The sequence below is a fragment of the Shewanella halifaxensis HAW-EB4 genome (assembly GCF_000019185.1).
In the GTDB taxonomy this organism is placed as follows: domain Bacteria; phylum Pseudomonadota; class Gammaproteobacteria; order Enterobacterales; family Shewanellaceae; genus Shewanella; species Shewanella halifaxensis.
On record NC_010334.1, the window covers coordinates 1,474,504 to 1,499,292 of the forward strand.

Consider the following 24,789-nt stretch of genomic DNA (forward strand, 5'->3'; position numbering starts at 1 on the left):
TATTTTCGTTCATTAACATCTTTGCCAACAATTTCTGCCCATTCTTAGAGCGTTACTGCATATCAAATTACGATACATTTCCTAATGCCAGCGCTCGCCTTTAGAGCCTTAGCACTAACATATTTCTGTCCAAAACCGTTTCAGCAATAGTAAGAGTTAACTGTGACCACCAATATCTGAGTGAGCTAATTCGCAGAGATGAATAGTCAGATGTCGGTGCGGCTGTGGGCTTCGGTTTCAAGGATGAAACCGCAGAGCGGCCAAGGACGGCTTTACAGCGTTCCACAGAAGTAGCGACATCTGAGCTTACTGCTAATTATTGCCTTTCTTCGTGGCCTCGGTGTTCCAATAACATCCGTGTTTAACGGCCAGTTCGCTATCCCTAGCTCTCGCTTGTTAGCACATGGTTTCGCCGTGGTGAATAGCTTTTGTCCAATAACTATTTAGGGCTTTAGCCGTAAAAGGTTGCGCTGTTATAAATTCGGTGTAGATACGGCTGAGACCGTCGAAAACAGGGATGTTTTCGTGAACTCACAAGGCCAATTCTGTTCCATACAGAATTTGGCATTTCCACCATCCTTGGCGGTCAGACGTGCTTGCAGCGAGTCTCAGAAGTGTCTGCACATACGCCTGCCGCAGGCAATTGGAACCACTTTTGCTGATTACTACTCTTAGTTTAAAAATAACAATGGGCTCCTTCTCGCTCGGGTGTGGGCGAAGCGCCACGACGTTAGTTGTTAGACGCAGTCTAACTCTATGCTTATGGATTATCAGCGCTTATCCGTAAGCGCTTACTCTGTGCGACCTTTGGAGCGGTCTAATGCCGACGGTAGGCGTCTTGATAATTGATACTCTCAAGCTCCACTTCTGCATAAAGCTGTCTGACGACGTTGGCGCAGCGGCTGATGATCTGCGTGACTTGGGTGACACCTACTTTTGGAGCCTGACGTCACAGAGCGACTGGCTGGCAGCGAGATATTATACGCTCCCATACTCGCTTAGCTTAAAGCCTTGCGGAATAGCTATAGGGTAAATCTCGATAACATTGCGCTAGAACACGATACAAATTATGTTTTGGTATAATATTGTGGCGAGTATGAGGGCTAGGCCTAGTCTTAGCTTGAGCTTGAGCTTGAGCTTGAGCTTGAGCCTGAGTTCAGTTCCGTTTTATCTTAAGTAGTAGGATTTATCTCCATGAGTACCAACTTTGGTTTGGAATTACAGCTGATCTATCAATTTGTGCATCTGGTGAATGCGGGCAGCTTTTCTCAGGCCGCTAAAGAGCTCGATATGCCGATTGCCACAGTGAGCCGTAAGCTGACTAAGTTGGAGACGGTATTAGATAAACAGTTATTGATGCGTAATACTCGTAAGCTGAGGCTAACTGAAGAGGGCATTGCGCTGTTTCAGCAGTATCAGTCGATTATCTCTCAGTTTGACAGCATCAGCGGGGTTACGGTTGATAAGCCTGAGGGGACGTTACGTATTGCTGCCCCTGTGTCGATTATCTCGATGATTTTTATCAAGGCGCTCAATGAGTTCTGCGAGCAGTATCCGGATATTCAGTTGCATATTACGCAAAACAATAACGTGATCGATTTAATTGATGAAGGTGTCGATGTAGCGATAGTGGGCGGTACCCAACCAGATTCATCTTGGATCTCTAGCTCATTGGGTGTGCTTAATTATGGTTTATTTGCCTCTCAACAGTATATCGACAGTGCGCCTGTACTCACTCACCCCCAAGAGCTTGCTGAGCACGCCTTAATTAAAGTATGGCCACTCTATAATTGGTCGCTAAAGCACCCAAATGGTGGATCATTTTATTATGATGGTAAAGCCAAGCTGACATTAAGCGATTTGCATGGCGCAGTGGAGGCGACGGTTGATCACGGCGGCATTCTCTATGGACCGGAACTCTTTGTTAAAGAAGAGCTCAGAGCCGGGAAATTACAGAGATTACTGCCAGAGTGGATTGGTGAAAAAAGACGAATTTCGATTTTATATCATCAGCGCAGCCATCAACCCCTAAAGGTGAAACTGTTTATCGAATTTATGCAATCTAAGGCGGAAGGTTTATTCTCGATGCATAGCTAGCTTAAGGCGGATCATAAATGTATTTGAGTAGAGACTTTAGCTAGATATTAGCCTCTGTGTGGGGGGAGGGGGAGCGCAAAACGATGAGTCGTAATGCGCTAATTTTTACTGTATTGGTGAGTTATCTTGTGGCTTCAATGCCAATGTTAGACACACCAATTTCAACGATTTCCTTACGTAACTCTTTCACAAAGTCAGCTTTCATCGATAGGTTATCTTCGATAATTTGCAGTAGAGAGTTTTGCATCTCTTTCTCTTCAAGCATCACTTCATGGGCGAAGATGTAGTCATCTAAGGCATCTTCATTATCAAATTCTTGCTCACAAGTCGCTTCGATATAGTTAGCTACCGTCGCTGATGACAGCTTACTGATATTGACAATATCTTCTTCTACCTTGCTCTGTAGTGCACTGATAAGTGAAGTTAATGCAACGACGGCATCCATTGCAGGGTAAACACCGTAAACATCGAAGTCGCTTGGTTCTGGCGTATTGGCTTCAAGGCGTTCGAGGTAAATATCGATATTCAGTTTGAGCTTGTTGTCGTACATCGACTGCCAAAGCAAGTTAAGCAAGGTATCGAGTACCTTGGGGTCGCCAAATTCGCATACTTCTGAAAAAAGCTGATAATTAGGTAGCATACGTTGGCATAGGGCAACCGCAAAAAGCTTTTTTTGAGGTAACTCTAGTGCTTTTAGGCGTTTAAAAAATCCCTGTTTGTTTGTCATCTTATATATCCACTGATAGCTGGGAGATCACTTGATTAGCGGCAGATTCTACCTTAGTTAACTCATCAAGTAACTCTAGTATTTCCGGTTCTACATTCTCTATTGTCTCGCCGCGCTTTAACCCAGATTCTATTTCCTGGCAAAGTTTCTGAGTTGTCGGTACGCCGCAATAGCAACAAGCTCCATGGAGCTTATGGATGCAGGCGAGCATTTTATCATCATCTAAACTTGAAAGAGCAAGTTCTATCTGCTCAACAGTCTCTGGTAGTGACTTTAATAACATCTTAAGCATGTCTAGCGCTAAGTCTGGCTTGTTATTGGCCTGGGTCAAGCATAGCTCCCAATTCAATGTCCGTTGATCAAAGTGGGTAAACTTAGGTCTGGTCTTCCAGCGAGTGATCACCCCTTTAAGTGCCGCTTCATCAATGGGCTTGGGTAAGTAGCCATCCATACCACTTGAGGAGATACGCTCTCTTTCTTCGGCGATAGCATGTGCTGTAACGGCAATAATAGGTGTATTACGGTTTGAGGAGTTGTGCCTTATCTGCTTGGTGGCGGTAATACCATCGGTACCCGGCATCTGAATATCCATAAAGATAAGATCGTAGCTACGCTCTTTAGCAAGCTTTACTGCTAACTCACCATTATCAGCCACTTGCACTTGGGTCACTAACTCTTTTAATAAGGTATCAATAAGTTTTAGATTGGCTGGATTATCGTCGACGGCTAGAACGCTTAAATTCTCGCGTTTTGCGGGCGTAGGTGTCGCGTCGATAGGGAGTAACGCTTCGCTGATTAAGCTCGAATGCGGATCGAGTAGCGAACTTGAAAGTAGTCTTTCACCAACGGGCATTGAAAGCTGTTTATCCACATAAGGGCGTACTAGAGAGAACACCTCTTCTTGTTCGGCACAATCAGAGATGAGTAGCAGGTAATCGATCTTAGATTTTGCGAGTTTAAGGGTATTTGCTGGCTGATGGGATGCCGCCACAGCACGGCAGCTAATTAGACCAAAATCAAACACATTATTAGATTGCGTCACAATAAACTCTAGCTGCTTGATATTTTTTGCGATAGTGGCTCTTAGGCCCAAGCGTTGCAACATTCGCTCTATGGCATGACGTGAAAGATTGCTCGGCTCAAATAGCAGGATACTCTTGCCCTCAAGGGTTGCTAGCGGCAAGGTATCGTGAATAGGATATTGGCTAATATTTAGCGGCAGAGAGAACCAAAAGGTGGAGCCTTGTTTAGGCTCTGAATAACAGCCTATCTGCCCTCCCATGCGATTGATGAGGCGTTTAGTGATAACAAGTCCAAGCCCGGTGCCACCAAAGCGGCGTGATATCGATGAATCTGCCTGACCAAAAGCTTGGAATAGTGAGGACTGTTGTTGTTTGTCAATGCCAATACCAGTGTCTATGATTTCACATCTAAGGTGAACCTTTTGCTCTTTTATCTCTTCAAGTTGCAGTTTTAATTGCACGCTGCCTTTATCGGTAAATTTAATCGCATTACCGACCAAGTTGGTAATGATTTGGCTAAAGCGCATCGCGTCGCCAGTGACATCTTCTGGGATGCGCGAGTCGACATCGATAACAAACTCTAACTCTTTCTCTCGAGCACTACTCGATAGCAGAGTGACGGTTTCTTCTAAGGTTTCACGCAATGAAAAGGGGATATTTTCCAGTACCATTTTACCGGCTTCGAGCTTAGAAAAATCAAGAATATCGTTAATGATGCTAAGCAGGTTAGTCGCGCTGCGTTCAATGGTTCGAATATAGTCTTGCTGGCTAGAGTGCAGTGGGGTTTTTAATAGTTGTTTGGCAAAACCAATCACACCGTTAAGTGGCGTTCTTAGTTCGTGGGACATATTCGCTAAGAACTCTGACTTGATCCGACTGGCTTCTTGAGCGCGTTTCTTTGCCATGTCTAGCTCGACGTTTTGGATCTCAATCTGCTCTAACGTTTCGCGTAAATCTGAAGTCGCTTGATCAATATTTTGCTGCATTTCATCATGGTATTCCGAAAGCGAGCCCGCCATTGCATTGATACCGCGTTTAAGCAGGTCGAGCTCACCAATCAAGTTGCCCGTTAAGCGGGTATCGAGCTTGCCTTCACGAATTTTGGCAACGACCCGCACCATCTCTGTGATCGGTTGCGTGACGTTTTTAACCAGACGGAAGGTAAAGAATAGGTTTAGCTGCACACCGATTAATACAATAATAAAGGCGGCGACAGCGGCTCGGTGCTGCTGTAGTAGTGCATTTTCCCTATTGATTAAGATGGCGATATAACCAATTTTTATGATGTCACTATCAGCTTGCTGGCTTTTATCAAGGCCTTGCACTGGAGCATTACTGCTCTTAAAAATTGGCGCACGCAAAATCATGCTGTCGCCGACTTGTTCAAGTTCGGTGCGTAGCATCGAGTCTAATGGTTTATCGAAGCGCATAACTTCATGATTTTTATAATGATGGGAGGTTACTACTACTCGGTTATTATCATCGAAGATGGCAATAAACTGCACCAATGAGGCTTTATTTAATTGTGCAGAGGTGATCAGTCTTTTCGTGGTTTCGAAATCTTTGCTCTCAAGGCCGACTTCAGAGGCAATTGCCAAGGGTTCGATGATATTACTTGCTTGTTCTATGAGCGTATCTTCAAGTTCATAGAATCTATTTATGGTAAAATAGCCACCTAATAAGATCCCCACTAAAATTGTAGGGGCTAACGCCAATACCAGAACCCATGAACGAAGGCTGTATTTGGTCATATTGTTGGCATCATTCATTCTTTGTATGGGTTACCATTAAATATAGTGTGAGTAATCGATAGACTGCCAGATATTAACCTGTGTTGGCCAGTATTTTTATCTATTTAGAGAGCAAAATGGCACAATTTTTTAAAGCAAAACCAAATACATCTAAACAATTATCATCAAAATTGTCATTAAAGGTGACTCAGCTAGATCACCTCGGTGCTGGTATCGCTCACCACGATGGCAAGATCGTATTTATCAATGGTGCGTTGCCAGGTGAGACGGTATCGGTGCAATTGACTGAGCAAAAGAAAAAGTTTGCTCGAGCTAAGTTACTTAAAATTGATAAAGCCTCCGCGCAGCGGGTTTCACCTCTTTGCCCACATTTCGACAAATGTGGTGGCTGTGATCTGCAGCACCTTGATATCGATGCACAGCGTAAGCATAAGGCCAGTACCTTAGTCGATTTGGTGAATAAGTTTGCTCAAACCCAGGCTGGTGAAGTATGTGACACCCTAAGTGATAACGCTTGGCATTATCGCCGCCGAGCCCGTTTAGCGACCTGGTTTGATAAAAATACCAAGCACATAAGCCTTGGATTTAGAGCCAGTAGCAGCAGTGACGTGGTTGAGATCCAATCTTGCGCTGTGTTAGCCGAGCCGTTGTCGGCGTTAATTCCAGACTTGGCATTTATGCTTAACCAGTTAAGCGGTAAGAAAGCCCTAGGCCACGTTGAGCTGACTCAAGCCGATAACGGTAACTTTGTGGTGCTGCGTGTGACTAAGGCGTTATCGGATAAAGATAAGGCTAGGTTAGTTGAATTTGCGAATAAGCATCAGGTCATAGTGCTGTTGCAAGATGATGATGCTCAGTGCGAGCACCTAAATGGAGCGGGTGAGCAGCCTTATTATGGTTTTGATGATAACCAAGTCAAACTTAACTTCTCGCCAGGTAACTTTATCCAAGTTAACGCTCAGGTTAACCAAGCCATGGTCAGTCAGGCGGTTGAGTGGCTATCACCAAAGGCGGACGAACGGGTATTAGATCTGTTCTGCGGTATTGGCAACTTTAGTTTGCCATTGGCGAAAGATGGCGCCGAGGTGATTGGGGTTGAAGGTGTGCAGGCTATGGTTGAGCAGGCAAGAATTAATGCTAAGCAGAGCGGCTTAGATAAAGTCTCTTTCTATCATGCCGATCTGAGCGCCGATCTGTCGAAGGAACCCTGGCTTGGTAAAGTTGATAAGATGCTTATCGATCCGGCTCGCGCGGGGGCATACGAAAGCATGCAATCTCTGAAGAAACTAAAGCCGAAAGCCTTAGTCTATGTTTCTTGTAATCCAGCGAGCCTTGCCCGTGATAGCGAGGTGATTTTAAAGCAAGGTTATCAGCTTAAAAAGATCGGATTAGTGGATATGTTTCCACAAACCCATCACTTGGAGTCAATGGCACTGTTTGAGTTAAAAAATTAAACAAAAAGACACAATTAGATACATTTAGTGAAACCTTTTGCTTAAATATAACTCATACAAATCAAAGTCTGGCACTATAGGTGTTTTTAGTAGCAATTGTCTACTTTTGCGCATTGACAATAACGGCTGAATGGCGAATATAGTGCTTATCAATTTAAAAGGTAGAGTTAAACTTTTGTTAATCTCTATCTGCGGTATGTAAAGGGATTAAATACTATGGTATCTGTTCGTGAAGCACATTTTAGCGACCCTGATTTTCAACTCGAAGAGTGGGTGCAACGTTATATAAGTGATGCTTCAGAAGCTCAAACTCTTTTGGCCTTAATTGAACAGGTCGAGTTGCTTGTGGGGCAAAAGCAAGAGGCGAGCGTTACCGTGTTAAAGCGTGCGCGTGAGATGATAGAAATTCTTGCGCCGCTCAATATGGATATTGAAACCTTACAGGCCGCGATTTTATTTGTCGTCTTCGATGCAGGGCTTATCACTCAAGAAGATATTGAAGAAGGTTTTGGCGGCAAACTAGCCATATTAGTCTCGAGTGTTGAGACCATGAATGCCATTGGCGCGCTAAAAGTTGATAATCAGACTCGTAATGGTGAACCGCAGATCGATAATATCCGCAAGATGTTATTGGCCATGGTGGAAGATGTGCGTGCGGTGGTGATTAAACTTGCCGAGCGCATCTGCTTACTGCGAGAGATTAAGAATGCCGATGAGGAAGTTAAAGTCCTTATCGCCCGTGAAATTGCTGATATTTATGCACCGCTGGCTAACAGATTGGGCATTGGACAGCTTAAGTGGGAACTGGAAGATATTTCGTTTCGCTATCTGCATCCACAGACCTATAAAGATATCGCTAAACAGCTTGATGGCAAGCGACTTGATAGAGAAACCTTTATTGATGACTTTGTCAGCCAGCTGCAGGCTCGTTTAGACAAAGATCAGATCCGTGCAAAAGTATACGGTCGACCAAAGCATATTTACAGTATTTGGAAGAAGATGAAAGGCAAGCAGCTTAAGTTCGACGAGCTGTTTGACGTGCGTGCGGTGCGGATAGTCACCGACCGCTTGCAAGATTGTTATGGTGCTTTAGGTGTGGTGCATACACTTTGGCAGCATATTTCACGCGAATTTGATGATTACGTCGCTAACCCAAAACCAAATGGTTACCAGTCTATTCATACGGTTGTTGTTGGGCCTGAAGATAAAACGGTTGAGATCCAAATCCGTACTGAGCAGATGCATGAAGATGCTGAGCTTGGCGTGGCGGCGCATTGGAAATATAAAGAAGGTAGCGCAAGCGGTAAGCAAAGCGGCTATGAAGAGAAAATCAACTGGCTACGTAAAATCCTGCAGTGGCAAGAAGATGTGGCTGAAAGCGGTAACTTAGTCGATGAAGTGCGTAGTCAAGTCTTTGAAGACAGAGTCTATGTCTTTACCCCAAGCGGTGAAGTGGTTGATTTGCCTTTAGGCTCAACGGTGCTTGATTTTGCCTACTATATTCATTCCCATGTTGGGCATAAGTGTATTGGCGCTAAAGTTGATGGCCGCATTGTGCAGTTTACCTATCAAGTGGAAACTGGGCAGCGAATTGAGATTATCACCTCTAAACACCCTAACCCGAAGCGAGATTGGCTTAACCCTAATTTAGGCTATATTCGCACCTCGCGTGCACGATCGAAAATTTTGCACTGGTTTAAGCAGCAAGATAGAGATAAAAATATTGTTGCTGGACGTGAGATGCTTGAAACCGAATTGGTTAAAATTCATCTACAGATTAAAGATGCACAATCAGCCGTAGAGCGCTTTAACTTAGTGAGCATGGATGATCTGCTCGCTGGTATCGGTGGCGGCGATATCCGCCTTAACCAAGTGGTTAATCATGTTCAAAGTCGTCTGCGCACTAAAGATTTAAGTGATGAAGCCGCGGTTGAAGATTTAGTTAAAAAGAGCCAAAGCAAGTCAGTAAAAAGCGGTAAGGGCCAAGTCGAAGTCAACGGCGTCGGCAACCTTATGAGCCATATTGCTAAGTGTTGTCAGCCTGTACCTGGCGATGAGATTTTTGGTTTTATTACCAAGGGCCGTGGTATTTCGGTACACAGGGCCGATTGCGATCAGGTTAAAGAGTTAATTCGCGCCTCTCCTGAACGCTCTGTGGAAGTGGTCTGGGGCGAGAATTATTCCGGTGGCTACAAAATTCGCTTAAGTATTCTAGCTAATGATCAGTCAGGTTTGCTGCGAGACTTAACTTCGGTACTTGCGGCAGAGAAAACCCATGTGATGGCGATGAGTTCGACCTCTGATGTGAAAACTCAAACCGCGATAATCGAGTTGGAGCTTGAGCTATATAACTTAGATGGTTTGTCTAAAGTGTTATCGAAAATAAATCAGGTCGAAGGGGTGATGCAGGCCAGAAGGCTTTAATACCGATAGGTATCACTAGAAAATTAGCGGCAACCCAATGGTTGCCGTTTTTATATGGTTTACTTTTAAAGTAAACGTTGGCAAACATGTATTCAGCCCTGTGCGAAATAAACGATATCGGAAAGTAGGAAAATAAAATGACAAGCTTAGTCGGCGATACGACCCCGCTACTTAATATTATGCAAAAACTGCGTGACCCAGAAACAGGTTGTCCCTGGGACAGGGCGCAAAGTTTTCAAACCATCGTACCTTTTACCATAGAGGAAGCCTACGAGGTCGCCGATACCATTGAGCGTATGGCGCTTGATGAGTTGCCTGACGAGTTAGGGGATCTGCTATTTCAGGTGGTATTTTACTGTCAACTGGGCAAAGAGCAGGGGCTTTTTGATTTCAATACCGTGGTTGAACGTATATGCGATAAATTAACTCGCCGTCATCCCCATGTATTTGAAGGATTAGCGACAACGAGTACAGATGAGATCAAGCAAAATTGGGAACAGTTAAAAGCTATCGAGCGTAGTGAAAGAGCACTCGACTCTGTACTAGACGATATTCCGCTGAGTTTACCCGCGCTGTCGCGTTCGATAAAAATTCAAAAACGTGTCGCTCGAGTGGGTTTTGACTGGGCTGAACTGCCGCCCGTGGTGGCAAAAATCCATGAAGAGATTGATGAAGTCATTTTTGAAGTCGAGCAAGAAACGGTAGATGTGCAAAAAGTGCAAGACGAAATGGGCGACTTATTGTTTGCCGTTGTGAACCTTGCAAGACACTTAGGTGTTGAGCCTGAAAAGGCATTAAGGCAAGCAAATCATAAGTTTGAAAGAAGGTTTAGGGGTGTTGAAGCCTATGCTCAAGCGGATGGCCGTGCCATGAATGAGCATACATTAGAGGAGCTCGATGGCTACTGGGATAGCGTTAAACAGGATGAGAGAAATAAATAACTTAGATTTAAAGCTAATTGTAGTTTGTCGAATCGCAGTTGCTTTGGTATAATATTGCCCCGTCCTAGTGCTTTCTTACAAGCACGTATTTCCAACTCATTTTCTCAGGTTCAGCATGACTACAAGGTATATCTTCGTTACTGGTGGCGTTGTTTCATCACTAGGTAAAGGCATTGCAGCAGCATCATTGGCTGCAATATTAGAGGCTCGCGGCCTAAACGTAACCATTATGAAGCTGGATCCATACATTAACGTCGATCCAGGTACCATGAGTCCGACACAGCACGGTGAAGTGTTTGTGACAGAAGACGGCGCTGAAACTGATCTAGATTTAGGTCACTATGAGCGTTTCATCCGTACCAAGATGAATCGTCGTAATAACTTTACTACGGGTCGTATTTACGAAGAAGTTCTACGTAAAGAGCGTCGTGGTGACTACTTAGGTGCAACCATTCAGGTTATTCCGCACATCACTAACGCTATCAAAGAGAAAGTACTTGCTGGTGGCGAAGGTCATGATGTAGCGATTGTTGAGATCGGTGGCACGGTGGGTGATATTGAATCACTGCCATTCCTAGAGTCTATCCGTCAGCTAGGCGTTGAGCTTGGCCGTGATAGAACCCTATTTATGCATTTGACTCTTGTACCTTTCTTAGGTGCAGCAGGTGAAGTGAAAACTAAACCGACACAGCATTCAGTTAAAGAGCTACGTTCAATCGGTATTGCTCCTGATGTCTTGGTTTGTCGTGGTGATCGCGCTATTCCTGCAAATGAAAAAGCAAAGATTTCTTTATTCTGTAACGTTGAAGAACGTGCAGTTATCTCGCTAAAAGACGTAGATAGTATCTATAAGATCCCTGCGTTATTAAAAGCACAAGGTCTAGACCAACTTGTGACAAAGCGTTTCGGCATCGATTGTAAAGAAGCTGATTTAGCCGAGTGGGAAAAGGTTGTTTACCAAGAAGCTAACCCTGTGGGTGAAGTGACTATTGGTATGGTAGGCAAGTACATTGAACTACCAGATGCATATAAGTCAGTTAACGAAGCACTAAAGCATGCAGGTTTATTTAACCGCGTGTCAGTTAACATCAAGTATATTGATTCACAAAACGTAGAAGCTAAGGGCGATGAAGTCTTACAAGGCTTAGACGGTATCTTGGTTCCTGGTGGATTCGGTGAGCGCGGTGTTGAAGGTAAGATCATGGCGGCTCAGTTCGCTCGTGAAAATAACCTACCTTACTTCGGTATCTGTTTAGGTATGCAGGTTGCGTTGATTGAGTTTGCACGCCATGTTGCAGGTCTTGAGGGTGCACACTCAACTGAGTTTGACAAAAACACGCCGCACCCAGTTGTTGGTTTGATCACTGAGTGGATCAACGAAGATGGTCAAGTTGAAGAGCGTCATGAAGAGTCAGACTTAGGCGGCACAATGCGTCTTGGTGCTCAGCTATGTCACCTTGAAGAAGGCACTAAAGCGGCTGCAGCTTATAAGTCTACTACTTGTGTTGAACGTCACCGTCACCGTTACGAAGTGAACAACAACTATAAAGAGCGTCTTGAAAAAGCAGGCCTGATCTTTAGTGGTCTTTCATCAGATCGCTCACTGGTTGAGATGATTGAGCTACCGAATCACCCATGGTTCGTAGCAGGTCAGTTCCATCCTGAATTCACATCGACTCCTCGTGATGGCCAACCGTTATTTGAAGGGTTTGTAGCTGCCGCTTATACCTACCAAAAACGTGATTTAGAAGACTAAATAAAACGAAACCGCTTCCATTGCATGGAAGCGGTTTTTTTGTTTATGGCGATTTTTTTGTGACGACGTAATATCAATCGGTATAAATGTGTGGTTTTTTATGACAGTTTAGCGCCACAGAGGCAAGGCAACGAGTGAGCAACATCGTGACTCTACGTTTACGCTCTTTGCGCTAGAGCAAGTCCGTTTTTTAGACGTATTTTGGCTAGCCACTTCAGCGTTCAAGGTGTATAAAATGGATCGGTATTCTTGCACTCATTCGCTTTGAGTTTAGCTGTAAAAACAACTCTGAATCGACCACTTTTTTATACCAATTGGTATCCGTTTGGATGAATAGAATTCTTTTTATTTTTATCTTTAAATTTATCTTTAAAACTTAAATCGAGGGCATTATGGCTAAGATTATTAACATTATCGGTCGCGAAATCATGGATTCTCGCGGTAACCCAACTGTTGAAGCTGAAGTTCATTTAGAAGGCGGATTCATGGGTATGGCTGCTGCACCGTCAGGCGCATCTACAGGTAGCCGTGAAGCACTAGAGCTTCGTGATGGCGATAAAGCACGTTACATGGGTAAAGGTGTATTAAAAGCTGTTGAAAACATCAATGGACTTATCCGTGATGCTTTGATGGGCAAAGATGCGACAGCGCAAGCTGAACTTGACCAAATCATGATTGACGTAGATGGTACTGAAAACAAAGATAAGCTAGGCGCTAACGCGATTCTTGCTGTTTCTTTGGCTGCTGCTAAAGCGGCTGCAGCATTTAAAGGTGTTCCTTTATATGCGCATATCGCTGATCTAAATGGCACTCCAGGCCAGTACTCTATGCCTGTTCCTATGATGAACATCTTAAACGGTGGTGAGCACGCAGATAACAATGTTGATATCCAAGAGTTCATGGTTCAACCTGTTGGCGCAAAGAGCTTCCGTGAAGCACTACGTATGGGCGCTGAAATCTTCCATAGCCTTAAGAGCGTACTAAAGTCTAAAGGCTTAAGCACTTCTGTGGGTGATGAAGGTGGTTTCGCACCAGATCTAGCATCAAACGCTGACGCACTTGCAATCATCAAGGTTGCTGTAGAGAAAGCGGGTTACACGTTAGGTACTGACGTAACACTAGCGCTAGATTGCGCGGCATCTGAGTTTTACAAAGATGGTCAGTACGACCTATCTGGTGAAGGCAAAGTCTTCTCGGCTAACGGTTTCTCTGACTTCCTTAAGTCGCTAACTGAACAGTACCCTATTGCTTCTATTGAAGATGGCTTAGATGAGTCAGACTGGGATGGTTGGGCTTACCAGACTCAAATCATGGGTGACAAGATCCAGCTTGTTGGTGACGACTTGTTCGTAACTAACACTAAGATCTTGAAGCGTGGTATCGACAACGGTATTGCTAACTCAATCTTGATTAAGTTTAACCAAATCGGTTCACTAACAGAAACTTTAGCAGCGATTCGCATGGCGAAAGATGCGGGTTACACAGTAGTGATTTCACACCGTAGTGGTGAAACTGAAGATGCAACCATTGCCGATCTAGCAGTAGCGACTTCTGCTGGTCAAATCAAGACGGGTTCACTATGCCGTAGTGACCGTGTTGCTAAGTACAACCAGCTGCTTCGTATCGAAGAGCAGTTAGGCGAAAAAGCTCCTTATAACGGTCTTAAAGAGATCAAAGGTCAAGCATAAATCGCTATAAACTTTAAAAAGGCCACCACTCGGTGGCCTTTTTTGTTGTACTATCTGTTTAATATTCTCAATTTCTTTCTATTGATAATCATGAAACGCCTTCTTATTGTATTAATCGCTCTACTTGCCATGCTTGAATATCGCCTTTGGTTTGGGGATAAGAGCCTCGCTGAATCTTTTCATCTGCAGGAGCAAATTAAGCTGCAACAGCAAAGTAATGCGCAACTAGTTGCCCGTAACCAAATACTGAGAGAAGAGATTAGCGATCTTCGTAGTGGTACAGAGGCGTTAGAAGAGCGTGCTCGCAATGAGTTAGGTATGGTTAAAGAGGGAGAGACCTTCTTTCGCGTAGTTGGAGGCGAGCGTGACAAACCATCAAATGATTAATCTCCATTGATTGTTTGTGTCATCATTTAAGTCCAACGCCGATTAGAGAAAGATGTCGCTATTACATGGAGCTCTATCATGAGCCAAACACCCGAGCAAATTATTGCGATTGTTCCCGCTGCCGGAATTGGTAGTCGTATGGGCGCAGAAATTCCTAAGCAGTATTTACAGCTTAATGAACAGAGTATTTTGAGCCACACCTTAGATTGCCTTCTTTCGCATCCCGATATCGATAAGGTGATCGTCGCACTTAATCCTGCTGATAACTATTTTGCTAAATTGCCTCAAGTGAAACATCCAAAGCTTGAGTGTGTCATTGGCGGTAAGGAACGTGCTGATTCTGTTTTATCAGGATTAAAAATTGCAGAGGCCGGTGCTTGGGCATTGGTGCATGACGCTGCGCGGCCATGTCTAACACATAGAGATATTGATAAGCTTATTGCGTCAGTTAATGAGTTCCCACAGGGGGCTATTCTAGCTGCGCCAGTGCGTGACACGATGAAACGCACCGATGAGAAAGGCTTAATTAGCGAGACGGTTTGCCGAGAAAGACTATGGCATGCATTAACGCCGCAGTATTTTCCAGTTTCAAGTTTGATGCAAAATTTAACTGATGCGTTAGCGGCTGGTGCGCTTATCACTGATGAGGCATCTGCTATGGAGTGGGCCGGAGTTATGCCCGGGATTGTCTCTGGACGTGCCGATAACATTAAAGTGACTCATCCAGATGATCTTCAGCTTGCGTCACTCTTTCTCAAAAATGCAGTTTAACAAGCTACTATTGTAACCCATTGAATAACAGGAACACCGATGAAAATTAGAATAGGTCACGGGTTTGACGTACACAAGTTTGGTGGTGAGCCGCCACTTATTCTCGGCGGTGTCGATGTGCCTTATGAAGTGGGCTTAATCGCCCATTCTGATGGAGATGTCGCCCTGCACGCAATCTCTGATGCGATTCTTGGGGCGATGGCTCTGGGCGATATTGGCAAACATTTCCCAGATACAGACCCAGAGTTTAAAGGTGCCGATAGTCGTGTACTCTTAAGGCATTGCTATCAGTTAGCCACAGATATGGGCTTTAGCTTATCTAACTTAGATGTCACTATTATTGCTCAGGCGCCGAAAATGGCTCCTCATATTGAAGCTATCCGCAAAGTATTGGCGGCAGATTTAGTTGCAGATATCAATGATATCAATGTTAAGGCGACAACAACGGAAAAACTTGGCTTTACAGGCAGAAAAGAAGGCATAGCAGTTGAAGCTGTGGTGTTGATGATAAAAGCCTAGCCAATCGTGTGGGCAAGAAGCTATAGCTAGCAATAGTGGCAATAGATTTTTATGAGATAGCAAGATACTTTAGCGAGACAATTTAGCGATATGAGTGAATTACATTATTTATACGGCAAGCCAACTTCAACTGCCGATCTACGTACCCACAATAGTGATTTCCAAGTGCAGGAGATTTTACCTTTCGCGCCGACAGGTGAGGGGGAGCATCATCTGCTACACATACGTAAAGATGGGCTCAATACCCTTGAAATCGTTAAGAGGATCTCGATCTTTGCTCATGTACACCCAAAAGAGGTGACTTATGCCGGGCAAAAAGATAAGCATGCGGTTACAGAGCAGTGGTTTGGTGTACGTATTCCAGGTAAAGAAACGCCTGACTGGCAGCAGCTCAATAGCGACCAAGTTACAGTGCTTAACGCTGCAAGACATAGTAAAAAACTGCGGATTGGCGCGCTGGCTGGTAATCGCTTTACCTTAATATTGCGTAATGTCAGCGATATGAGTGATGTGATTAGACGCATTGACTTAGTCAAAGGGCAGGGCGTACCAAACTATTTTGGTGAGCAGCGATTTGGGCATGATGGTAAAAATTTAGAGTTTGGTCGGCAGATGTTTACTGGCCGTAAAGTTAAAGATCGTAATAAGCGCAGTATGTATTTGTCGGCAGTTCGCTCGAATGTGTTTAATATGGCCTGTTCAGGTCGTTTAGCGCAGCATGGTACTAAAGCCTTAGCAGGTGATTGTGTCATGCTTGCAGGCAGTAAAAGTTACTTTGTTGCCGAGCAGTGGGATGAAACGTTAATAGAGCGTCTAAATAATAAAGATATTCAGCTTTCAGCACCATTGTGGGGGCGTGGCTTACCACTTGCTCAGTCTGAAGCGGCGCAGTGTGAGGCTGACGCACTTGAGTCACTCGCAATTGACAAAGACGGTTTAGAGCATGCAGGTCTTAGCCAAGAGAGACGTGCTTTGTTACTTGAGCCGCAACATCTGCAATATCAAGTAGATGAAGATACCATTACCCTTAAATTTGCATTACCATCTGGGTCTTATGCAACCTCAGTACTACGTGAGTTATTCCAGTATCAAGATGTTCAAGAGGTCGCGCGTCAACAGATGCTAGCTGATCAAAGAAGCGCTGAGGCCGATTAATGAAGATTTTAATCAGTAATGATGATGGGGTGAACGCAGAAGGTATTGCTGCCTTAACGACCGCATTAAACCAGATAGCAGAAACGCTCACCGTAGGGCCCGACAGAAACTGCTCTGGAGCGAGTAATTCGTTAACCTTGACCAATCCGCTACGACTGAATACCTTAGATAATGGTTTTATCTCGGTAAGTGGCACGCCGACTGACTGCGTGCACCTTGCAATTAGAGAGTTGTACCAAGATGAACCCGATATGGTGGTCTCAGGTATTAATGCGGGTGCCAATATGGGTGATGATACCCTGTATTCAGGCACCGTTGCAGCAGCAATGGAGGGGCGGTTCTTGGGCTTTCCTGCCATTGCCATCTCATTAGTTGGTCATGAGTTGAAACATTATGATACCGCGGCTCATTATGCATTAAAAATTGTTAAAGCCTTGCAAGATAGCCCAATTGCACAAGATAAGATCTTGAATATTAATGTGCCGGATCTTCCTTTGGCTGAAGTCAAAGGCATTAAGATTACCCGCCTTGGTGCAAGGCACAGAGCTGAAGGCATGGTGAGGACCCAAGATCCTGCTGGTAGAGAGATTTTTTGGTTAGGACCTCCGGGCGACGAGCAGGATGCCAGTGATGGTACAGACTTTTATGCCGTAGCTAACGGTTATGTGTCTATCACGCCATTAACGGTCGATTTAACGGCATTTGAGCAACTGAGTGCCTTAGAGTCTTGGTTAACCCAGATCCACGATTAGTTCACGCACGACCCGGTTTACGAGGGTCGTGCAGAGTTAACGAATAGCTCCGTGACAGTATCACCACTATTCGAATAAATTAAATATTGGAAAACAGAAATATGACCCCAGTTGCCTCAACATCAGCATTGAACCTTGCAAGAAGTCTGTATGAGGCTGGGATCCGCAATGAGGCAGTATTACAGGCTGTGGCAAACACTCCGAGGGAGCAATTTCTTGATGCAGCTCTGGGTCACAAAGCTTATGAAAATACGGCGCTACCTATTGGGCAGGGACAAACTATTTCTCAGCCCTACATTGTTGCCAAAATGACTGAGATCATCTTGCAAACTAAGCCCACTAAAGTATTGGAGATAGGAACGGGCTCAGGGTATCAAGCCGCTATTCTCGCACGGTTAGTGCCACAACTCTTTACGGTGGAGCGGATCAAGAGTTTACAGATCCAAGCTAGGCAGAGATTGAAAAGACTCGATCTGCATAATATCGCTTTTAAATATGGCGATGGCTGGGAAGGGTGGCCGAGCAAAGGACCTTATGATGCGATCATGGTTACTGCTGCAGCGAGTTCAATCCCTGATGCTCTAGTATCTCAATTAGCAGATGGTGGCATATTAGTGATCCCTGTAGGGGAAATCGCTCAGCAGTTATTAAAAGTGACACGCAGTGGTGATAAATACAGGTCTGAAGTTGTAGAAGATGTACGCTTCGTACCGCTTATCAATGGTGAGCTGGCATAGTTTTATTCATAAACTGATAAATATAAAACAGTGAAATAGGTTGATTTGGGGTGATGCGTTAATCATGAGGTTGGTTTGCTTTTTAAGTGTCTGCATAACATTGATGCTATCTGGTTGTAGCTTTAAGGCTGATAGGCCCGCACCAGTGGAGTCGTTAAATGGCCCTTCCACTCCTTCGATCAGTAAAGGATCGATAACGGGCAGCCGTTATGTGGTTAAAAAAGGCGATACTTTATATTCAATCGCATGGGGCTCTAATAAAGATTTTGTCGATATTGCAAAGAGTAATCGTCTGCCAAAGCCTTATACCATCTACCCTGGGCAAGTTTTGAGCTTAAGCTCTAAAAAATATGTTACAAATAGCCAAAGCGTCAAAAAAACAGCGAACTCAACGCCTTTCCCCTCTGTTAAATATGCTAAATCTAATGAAAAACAATCAGTTAGTGTTAATTCGAGTTCTGCTGCTAGTCAAAATGAGGGGTCAAAAAAACAGCTTGATCCAAATTCGAAGCCTGCGTATTCTGTAACAAGCAATCAACAAGATGTTAACCGAGTTGTCCACAAGCCAGCCGAGCTTCCAAAGAAGGTAAGCAGATGGTCGTGGCCTGTGAAAGGTCAGGTGATTGGAACTTTCTCAGCCAAAGAGCAGGGAAATAAAGGAATAAAGATCGCGGGTAATCGAGGTGATGCAATTAAAGCGGCTGCAAGCGGTCGAGTTGTTTATGCAGGTAGTGCACTTCGAGGGTACGGTAATTTAGTTATCATTAAGCATAGCGATGACTATTTAAGTGCTTATGCTCATGCTGATAAGATCTTAGTTAAAGAGAAACAAGCTGTTAATGTTGGACAGACAGTTGCAACAATGGGCAGTACTGGTACAAATCGGGTCATGCTACATTTTGAGATCCGATACCACGGAAAATCAGTAAACCCAGTTAAATTTTTGCCTAAACAATAGTTGTTGGGCTGCCAATTTGGCAAATCGGAGGATAGTAAAGTGCAGTAGTTAAATGTAAAAATTCGGGAGAGATATTATGGGCAGATTAAATAGTGCCGTTGTAGTGGAGCAAACCAAGAACCACTCTGATGAGTCAACGAATAAACTTACTAAACAGGATGTGAAAGAGGCTGAATTAGAACAGCAAGTACAAGATGATCTACAAAAAAACTTAGATGCAACCCAATTGTATCTAGGCGAAATTGGTTTTTCCCCCCTCCTCAGTGCTGAGGAAGAAGTATATTTTTCACGAAAGTCCTTAAAAGGCTGTGAAAAATCTCGCAATCGTATGATTGAAAGTAACCTCAGGTTGGTAGTAAAAATTGCTCGTCGATATAACAATCGAGGCTTAGCGCTGCTCGATCTTATCGAAGAGGGTAATTTGGGCTTGATCCGTGCTGTAGAGAAGTTTGACCCCGAGCGTGGTTTTAGATTCTCAACTTATGCAACATGGTGGATTAGGCAGACGATTGAACGAGCAATTATGAATCAGACTCGTACAATCCGATTACCCATCCATGTAGTCAAAGAGCTTAATGTCTATTTGCGTACGGCGAGAGAATTAGCACATAAGCTAGATCACGAGCCAACGGCCGAAGAGATCGCAGAACAACTCGATTTATCGAGTAGCGATGTTAGCCGTATGCTCAAGCTTAATGAAAGAATTACCTCTGTCGATACACCACTGGGTGGTGAAAGCGATAAAGCCTTATTAGATGTACTCGCAGATGATGATAACGTAGGACCCGATTATAAGGTTCAGGATGAAGACATATCTAAGTCTGTGGTTAAGTGGTTAGATGAACTCAATACCAAACAACGAGAAGTGCTAGCGCGCCGATTTGGTTTGTTAGGGTATGAGCCGTCGACTCTAGAGAATGTAGGAAAAGAGATTGGTTTGACTCGTGAGAGAGTACGCCAAATCCAAGTTGAGGCGCTTAAGCGTTTAAAAGATTTACTTGGGGCGCAGGGCCTTTCTGTAGAGGCAATTTTTAGAGTGTAAAAAGTAAATGTAAGATAATTAAAAAGCGCAGCTGATTATCAACTGCGCTTTTTTTGTGTCTAAAATATACTGAATTTTGATTTAGTGCACTTTGGCTTAATGCACGATAGCTTTGATGACTACAATGCCAATTTCTTAAGATTGTAGAGGTAATCTAATGCCTGTCTTGGCGTCAACTCATCAGGGTTTAGCTTGGCTAACGCCTCTAAAGCAGGAGATGGCGTTGGTGCTGAAAAGCTTATGCTTTGCTGTAAAGGCTGCTGGGCATCGCAGGACTCTTTTCCATGATCGCGACTTTCTAACTGATGCAACTTATGCTTTGCAGCGCTAATCACACAGTTAGGCACACCTGCAAGAGCGGCTACCTGTAGGCCATAACTGCGACTCGCAGCACCCTCTTGTACGGCGTGCATAAATACAATGCTATCACCATGCTCGACGGCATCTAAATGCACGTTTTCTACATTTGATAGTAGCTCTGGTAGTTGAGTCAGTTCAAAGTAATGGGTCGCAAATAGCGTCATTGCCTGTAGGTGTTTCGCTAAATACTCCGCAGCAGACCAAGCGAGTGACAGACCATCATAGGTCGATGTACCACGACCTATTTCATCCATCAACACCAAACTGTTAGGCGTGGCGTTATGTAAGATGTTGGCTGTTTCGGTCATCTCGACCATGAAGGTCGAACGGCCAGAGGCTAAATCATCAGATGCACCAATTCGAGTGAATATTCTATCAACTGGGCCAATAACGGCATGCTCTGCAGGCACGTAGCACCCAATATGTGCCATTAGGGTTATTAACGCAACTTGACGCATATAGGTTGATTTACCGCCCATATTGGGGCCGGTCACAATTAACATCTTGCGTTCATTGTTTAACGTAACAGGGTTGGCAATAAACGGGCTTTGGCTAACTTGCTCTACAACTGGGTGGCGACCTGCTTCTATCTGGATCCCAGGAGCAGTTGATAGGTCAGGACAGTGATAGTTTAGGCTCTCTGCACGTTCAGCAAAGTTGCATAGCACGTCTAGTTCAGCAGAGGCTCTCGCAAAATCTTGCAGCTCATGTAATTTAGGCAAGATAAGATCAAACAGTTGTTCCCAAAGCTGTTTTTCAAGCGCTAACGCTCTTCCTTGGCTAGATAATACCTTTTCCTCGTGCTCTTTAAGCTCTGGTATAATATAGCGTTCAGTATTCTTTAGTGTCTGTCTACGTTGGTAACTGAGTGGAACTAAGTCAGATTCTCGGCGGCTGACTTCGATATAATAGCCATGGACACGGTTGTAGCCGACTTTTAATGTTGAAATTCCGGTTTGCTGTTTCTCGCGCGCTTCAAGCTCGTGAAGGTAATCGGTTGCGCCTTCACTGAGTTTACGCCATTGGTCGAGCTCTTCATTGTAGCCTTCACGGATCACACCACCATCACGAATAAGCATCGGAGGATTATCGACTACGGCTCGCGATAGTAGTTCGAGTTCATCGGGGAATTCACCAATCACTTGTGATAGATATTTAAGGTGCGGAGCAGCAGCTTGAGTTAGCGTTTGTTGCAACTGAGGTAATAATGCGAGCGCTTGACGCAGGCGAGCAAAGTCACGAGGACGAGCGTTACGCAGTGCGATACGTGTGGTAATTCGCTCAATATCTCCGATGGCCTTAAGATCTTCCGATAGAATCTCATAGTTAGCGTTACCTAGTAACTCTTCAATCGAGACCTGTCTTGCGCGAATAATGTCATGGTCGCGAAGCGGCTGATGGAGCCAGCGCTGTAACATGCGGCTCCCCATAGGTGTCACGGTGTTATCGAGCACGGAGGCGAGGGTGTTTTCTCGGCCGCCTTGCAAGTTCACTGTTAACTCTAGATTACGACGAGTTGCAGCATCTAGCACTATGCTGTCAGATTGGTTAAAACGCACAATCGAGTTGATATGCGGTAGTGCGGTACGTTGAGTATCTTTGACGTACTGCATCAAGCAGCCTGCAGCTTGGAGTGACAGTCTAGCGTCCTCGATACCAAAGCCTTTTAAATCTTTCGTGCCGAACTGATTGAGCAATAATCGATGGCAAGTATCGTAATCGAACTCCCACTCTGGTCGACGGCGAGTGCCATTTATTGCAGCAATTAGACTCATCTCAGAGAAGTCTTCACTATAGAGGAGCTCTGCTGGGTTTGTCCGCTGTAACTCAGCTTCTAGTGCTTCGGTATTGGCAAGTTCAGTAATGACAAAACGTCCCGATGCGACATCTAAGGTAGCATAACCGTAGCCTGTTTTACCTTGGTAAAGCGCCGCAAGTAAGTTGTCTTGTCTTTCTTGGAGTAAGGCTTCATCGGTTAGGGTACCAGGGGTAACGATGCGTACCACTTTACGTTCAACCGGTCCCTTAGACGTTGCAGGATCACCAATCTGTTCGCAAATCGCGACTGATACTCGTAGTTGTACTAACTTCGCTAAATAACCTTCAACCGCATGATAGGGCAGGCCTGCCATAGGAATAGGGTCACCACCACTTTTTCCTCGTGCGGTTAATGAGATCCCAAGTAGTTCTGAAGCTCTTTTGGCATCTTCATAGAAGAGCTCATAGAAATCCCCCATTCGATAAAAGAGCAACATGTCAGGATGTTGGGCTTTTAACGTCAGATATTGACGCATCATAGGGGTGTGTTTTTCTAAGCCTTGCGGATCAATAGCGGTCATCGATTTGTTTTGCCTGTCATTCACTTTGGCACTTAAAAGCGCCTTACACAATATTGAAGCCAATCTTACCAATTTTTTGTCGAGTTTAGTCGTAATTCTTACCGTGTTTCAGTAATAAATTACAGTATATAAATGCTCATAGCTTTCAACCTTTTGATTTAGTAGTGTTTATAAAATATTTTTACACAGCACTTGATACTGTATGATTGTACAGTATACTAGTTTCATATTGAGGCTCTAGCCAAGGCTTAAATGAGTCATCACCCTAATGATAAATCAGTGCCCATACCGTGTTGCACTGTGATCCAGAGGATATCAGAATGAAGACAGATCCAAATAAAGAGAAAGCACTGAACGCAGTTTTAAGCCAGATTGAGAAGCAGTTTGGTAAAGGCTCAATCATGAAGCTAGGCGAAGACCGTTCAATGGACGTAGAAACGATTTCTACTGGCTCATTATCTTTGGATGTTGCCTTAGGCGCTGGCGGATTGCCTATGGGTCGTATCGTTGAAATCTACGGTCCAGAATCATCAGGTAAAACTACACTGACACTAGAAGTTATTGCAGCGGCTCAGAAGCAAGGTAAAACCTGTGCCTTTATCGATGCTGAGCATGCACTAGACCCGATTTATGCGAAAAAGCTAGGTGTGGATATCGACAACCTACTTTGTTCTCAGCCTGATACGGGTGAACAAGCTCTTGAAATTTGTGATGCATTAACACGCAGCGGCGCAGTTGACGTTATCGTTGTCGACTCAGTAGCAGCCTTGACACCAAAGGCTGAAATTGAAGGCGAGATTGGCGACTCTCACATGGGCCTTGCGGCGCGTATGATGAGCCAAGCAATGCGTAAGCTTGCGGGTAACCTTAAGCAGTCAAATACTCTGCTTATCTTTATTAACCAAATTCGTATGAAGATTGGTGTTATGTTCGGTAATCCTGAAACGACTACTGGCGGTAACGCACTTAAGTTCTACGCTTCAGTTCGCTTAGATATCCGCCGTACTGGTGCGATTAAAGATAGAGAAGAAGTGATAGGTAACGAAACCCGCGTTAAAGTGGTTAAGAACAAGATTGCTGCACCATTCAAGCAAGCCGAGTTCCAAATTCTTTACGGACAAGGTATTAACAGTACCGGCGAGCTAGTTGACCTTGGTGTACAGCATAAACTAATTGAAAAATCAGGTGCTTGGTATGCTTATAAAGGTAACAAGATTGGTCAGGGCCGTGCAAACGCGGGTAAATACCTAATCGAAAACCCTGAAGTGTCTGACGAAATTGAAACGACACTACGCGCTATGCTGTTAGGCAATGGTGAGAAAATTGCTCCAGATGCTGCAGATACAGCCGGTGACAACGTTGACTTAGAGACTGGCGAAGTTTTTTAAGACCAATTTGCTAGTTAAGTGACCTAGCGTTGTAAGGCTGGGTCGCAATTAGCAATAGATATTGGCAATGGATAGTGAATATCGCGGTGTGCTATTAGCACGCCGCGATTTTGTTTTAATAGCTGCTAACTAAAAGTGACGACCAAACTTCATCTAAGCTGTACTCTGTCTAGCGCACCTATCCCTTCAATCCCCCCTGAGCTAACATTGTTCGGCAAACTTCAAGCAATACTTTATCTGAAATCAGCTCTAGATAGTTGGTAATTAGCATTACCTTATAATCACGACATCAAGGTCTGTTGCGTTGTTTGGTTGCTTATGCACACAAGCAATGGCGAGTGATTAAGCTGATTTCGCTCCTGTCTTACTGCACTCTTGCTGTAGTCTCACTGCAATTTATCTATTAGCGACACAGTTTTGTATCAACAGGGCTGGTTGTTAGCCATGACTCTGCTTATAATGCTATCCATAAAAATTTATCTCTCAGCTCTTTAAGGGCTATTTGCACAACCTAATTCAGG

The 24,789-nt window shown here is 44.3% G+C and carries 18 protein-coding genes; 15 read left to right on the forward strand and 3 right to left on the reverse strand.

What is annotated here, in order from left to right; translation table 11 throughout:
- Positions 1-1,194: 1,194 nt before the first annotated feature.
- Positions 1,195-2,097, forward strand: coding sequence for a LysR family transcriptional regulator (locus SHAL_RS06200; protein WP_012276326.1), 903 nt, complete (start codon positions 1,195-1,197; stop codon positions 2,095-2,097).
- A 121-nt stretch (positions 2,098-2,218) separates the two neighbouring features.
- Here the strand turns inward: SHAL_RS06200 and SHAL_RS06205 are convergent, their stop codons facing one another.
- Positions 2,219-2,824, reverse strand: a complete 606-nt coding sequence (locus tag SHAL_RS06205; protein WP_012276327.1) for a YjaG family protein — start codon at positions 2,822-2,824, stop codon at positions 2,219-2,221.
- Position 2,825: 1 nt separating this feature from the next.
- Positions 2,826-5,597: a two-component sensor histidine kinase BarA gene (gene barA / locus SHAL_RS06210; protein ID WP_441295994.1), complete on the reverse strand. Its 2,772-nt coding sequence runs from the start codon at positions 5,595-5,597 to the stop codon at positions 2,826-2,828.
- Between the two features lie 116 nt (positions 5,598-5,713).
- Here barA and rlmD point away from each other — a divergent pair, with 116 nt between their 5' ends.
- From rlmD to rpoS, 13 genes are all read left to right on the forward strand, one after another.
- A complete protein-coding gene (gene rlmD / locus SHAL_RS06215) occupies positions 5,714-7,051 on the forward strand; it encodes a 23S rRNA (uracil(1939)-C(5))-methyltransferase RlmD (protein ID WP_012276329.1) in 1,338 nt (445 codons plus the stop codon).
- A 216-nt stretch (positions 7,052-7,267) separates the two neighbouring features.
- Positions 7,268-9,475: a GTP diphosphokinase gene (gene relA / locus SHAL_RS06220; RefSeq protein ID WP_012276330.1), complete on the forward strand. Its 2,208-nt coding sequence runs from the start codon at positions 7,268-7,270 to the stop codon at positions 9,473-9,475.
- Between the two features lie 137 nt (positions 9,476-9,612).
- The gene (gene mazG, locus SHAL_RS06225) at positions 9,613-10,416 is read left to right on the forward strand and encodes a nucleoside triphosphate pyrophosphohydrolase (protein WP_012276331.1); all 804 of its coding nucleotides are present in this window, start codon (positions 9,613-9,615) and stop codon (positions 10,414-10,416) included.
- Positions 10,417-10,531: 115 nt separating this feature from the next.
- Complete coding sequence (pyrG, locus tag SHAL_RS06230; protein WP_012276332.1) at positions 10,532-12,172, forward strand: CTP synthase; 1,641 nt, start codon at positions 10,532-10,534, stop codon at positions 12,170-12,172.
- 392 nt (positions 12,173-12,564) lie between these two features.
- Positions 12,565-13,860, forward strand: coding sequence for a phosphopyruvate hydratase (gene eno, locus SHAL_RS06235; protein ID WP_012276333.1), 1,296 nt, complete (start codon positions 12,565-12,567; stop codon positions 13,858-13,860).
- A gap of 90 nt (positions 13,861-13,950) precedes the next feature.
- On the forward strand, positions 13,951-14,247 hold the full coding sequence (gene ftsB, locus SHAL_RS06240) for a cell division protein FtsB (RefSeq protein WP_012276334.1): 297 nt from the start codon (positions 13,951-13,953) through the stop codon (positions 14,245-14,247).
- A 78-nt stretch (positions 14,248-14,325) separates the two neighbouring features.
- Positions 14,326-15,018, forward strand: a complete 693-nt coding sequence (gene ispD, locus SHAL_RS06245; RefSeq protein ID WP_012276335.1) for a 2-C-methyl-D-erythritol 4-phosphate cytidylyltransferase — start codon at positions 14,326-14,328, stop codon at positions 15,016-15,018.
- 39 nt (positions 15,019-15,057) lie between these two features.
- On the forward strand, positions 15,058-15,537 hold the full coding sequence (ispF, locus tag SHAL_RS06250; RefSeq protein WP_012276336.1) for a 2-C-methyl-D-erythritol 2,4-cyclodiphosphate synthase: 480 nt from the start codon (positions 15,058-15,060) through the stop codon (positions 15,535-15,537).
- Positions 15,538-15,627: 90 nt separating this feature from the next.
- Complete coding sequence (truD, locus tag SHAL_RS06255) at positions 15,628-16,692, forward strand: tRNA pseudouridine(13) synthase TruD (RefSeq protein WP_012276337.1); 1,065 nt, start codon at positions 15,628-15,630, stop codon at positions 16,690-16,692.
- Positions 16,692-17,444, forward strand: a complete 753-nt coding sequence (gene surE / locus SHAL_RS06260) for a 5'/3'-nucleotidase SurE (protein WP_012276338.1) — start codon at positions 16,692-16,694, stop codon at positions 17,442-17,444. Before truD ends, surE begins: the two co-directional genes overlap by 1 nt.
- 101 nt (positions 17,445-17,545) lie before the next feature.
- Positions 17,546-18,181, forward strand: coding sequence for a protein-L-isoaspartate(D-aspartate) O-methyltransferase (locus tag SHAL_RS06265; RefSeq protein ID WP_012276339.1), 636 nt, complete (start codon positions 17,546-17,548; stop codon positions 18,179-18,181).
- A 61-nt stretch (positions 18,182-18,242) separates the two neighbouring features.
- Positions 18,243-19,139: a peptidoglycan DD-metalloendopeptidase family protein gene (locus tag SHAL_RS06270; RefSeq protein WP_398364934.1), complete on the forward strand. Its 897-nt coding sequence runs from the start codon at positions 18,243-18,245 to the stop codon at positions 19,137-19,139.
- A 76-nt stretch (positions 19,140-19,215) separates the two neighbouring features.
- Positions 19,216-20,181, forward strand: coding sequence for an RNA polymerase sigma factor RpoS (gene rpoS / locus SHAL_RS06275; protein WP_012276341.1), 966 nt, complete (start codon positions 19,216-19,218; stop codon positions 20,179-20,181).
- Positions 20,182-20,300: 119 nt separating this feature from the next.
- Here the strand turns inward: rpoS and mutS are convergent, their stop codons facing one another.
- Complete coding sequence (gene mutS / locus SHAL_RS06280; RefSeq protein ID WP_012276342.1) at positions 20,301-22,880, reverse strand: DNA mismatch repair protein MutS; 2,580 nt, start codon at positions 22,878-22,880, stop codon at positions 20,301-20,303.
- 320 nt (positions 22,881-23,200) lie between these two features.
- Between mutS and recA the strand changes: the two genes are divergently transcribed.
- Positions 23,201-24,268, forward strand: coding sequence for a recombinase RecA (gene recA, locus SHAL_RS06285; protein WP_012276343.1), 1,068 nt, complete (start codon positions 23,201-23,203; stop codon positions 24,266-24,268).
- Positions 24,269-24,789: the final 521 nt, after the last annotated feature.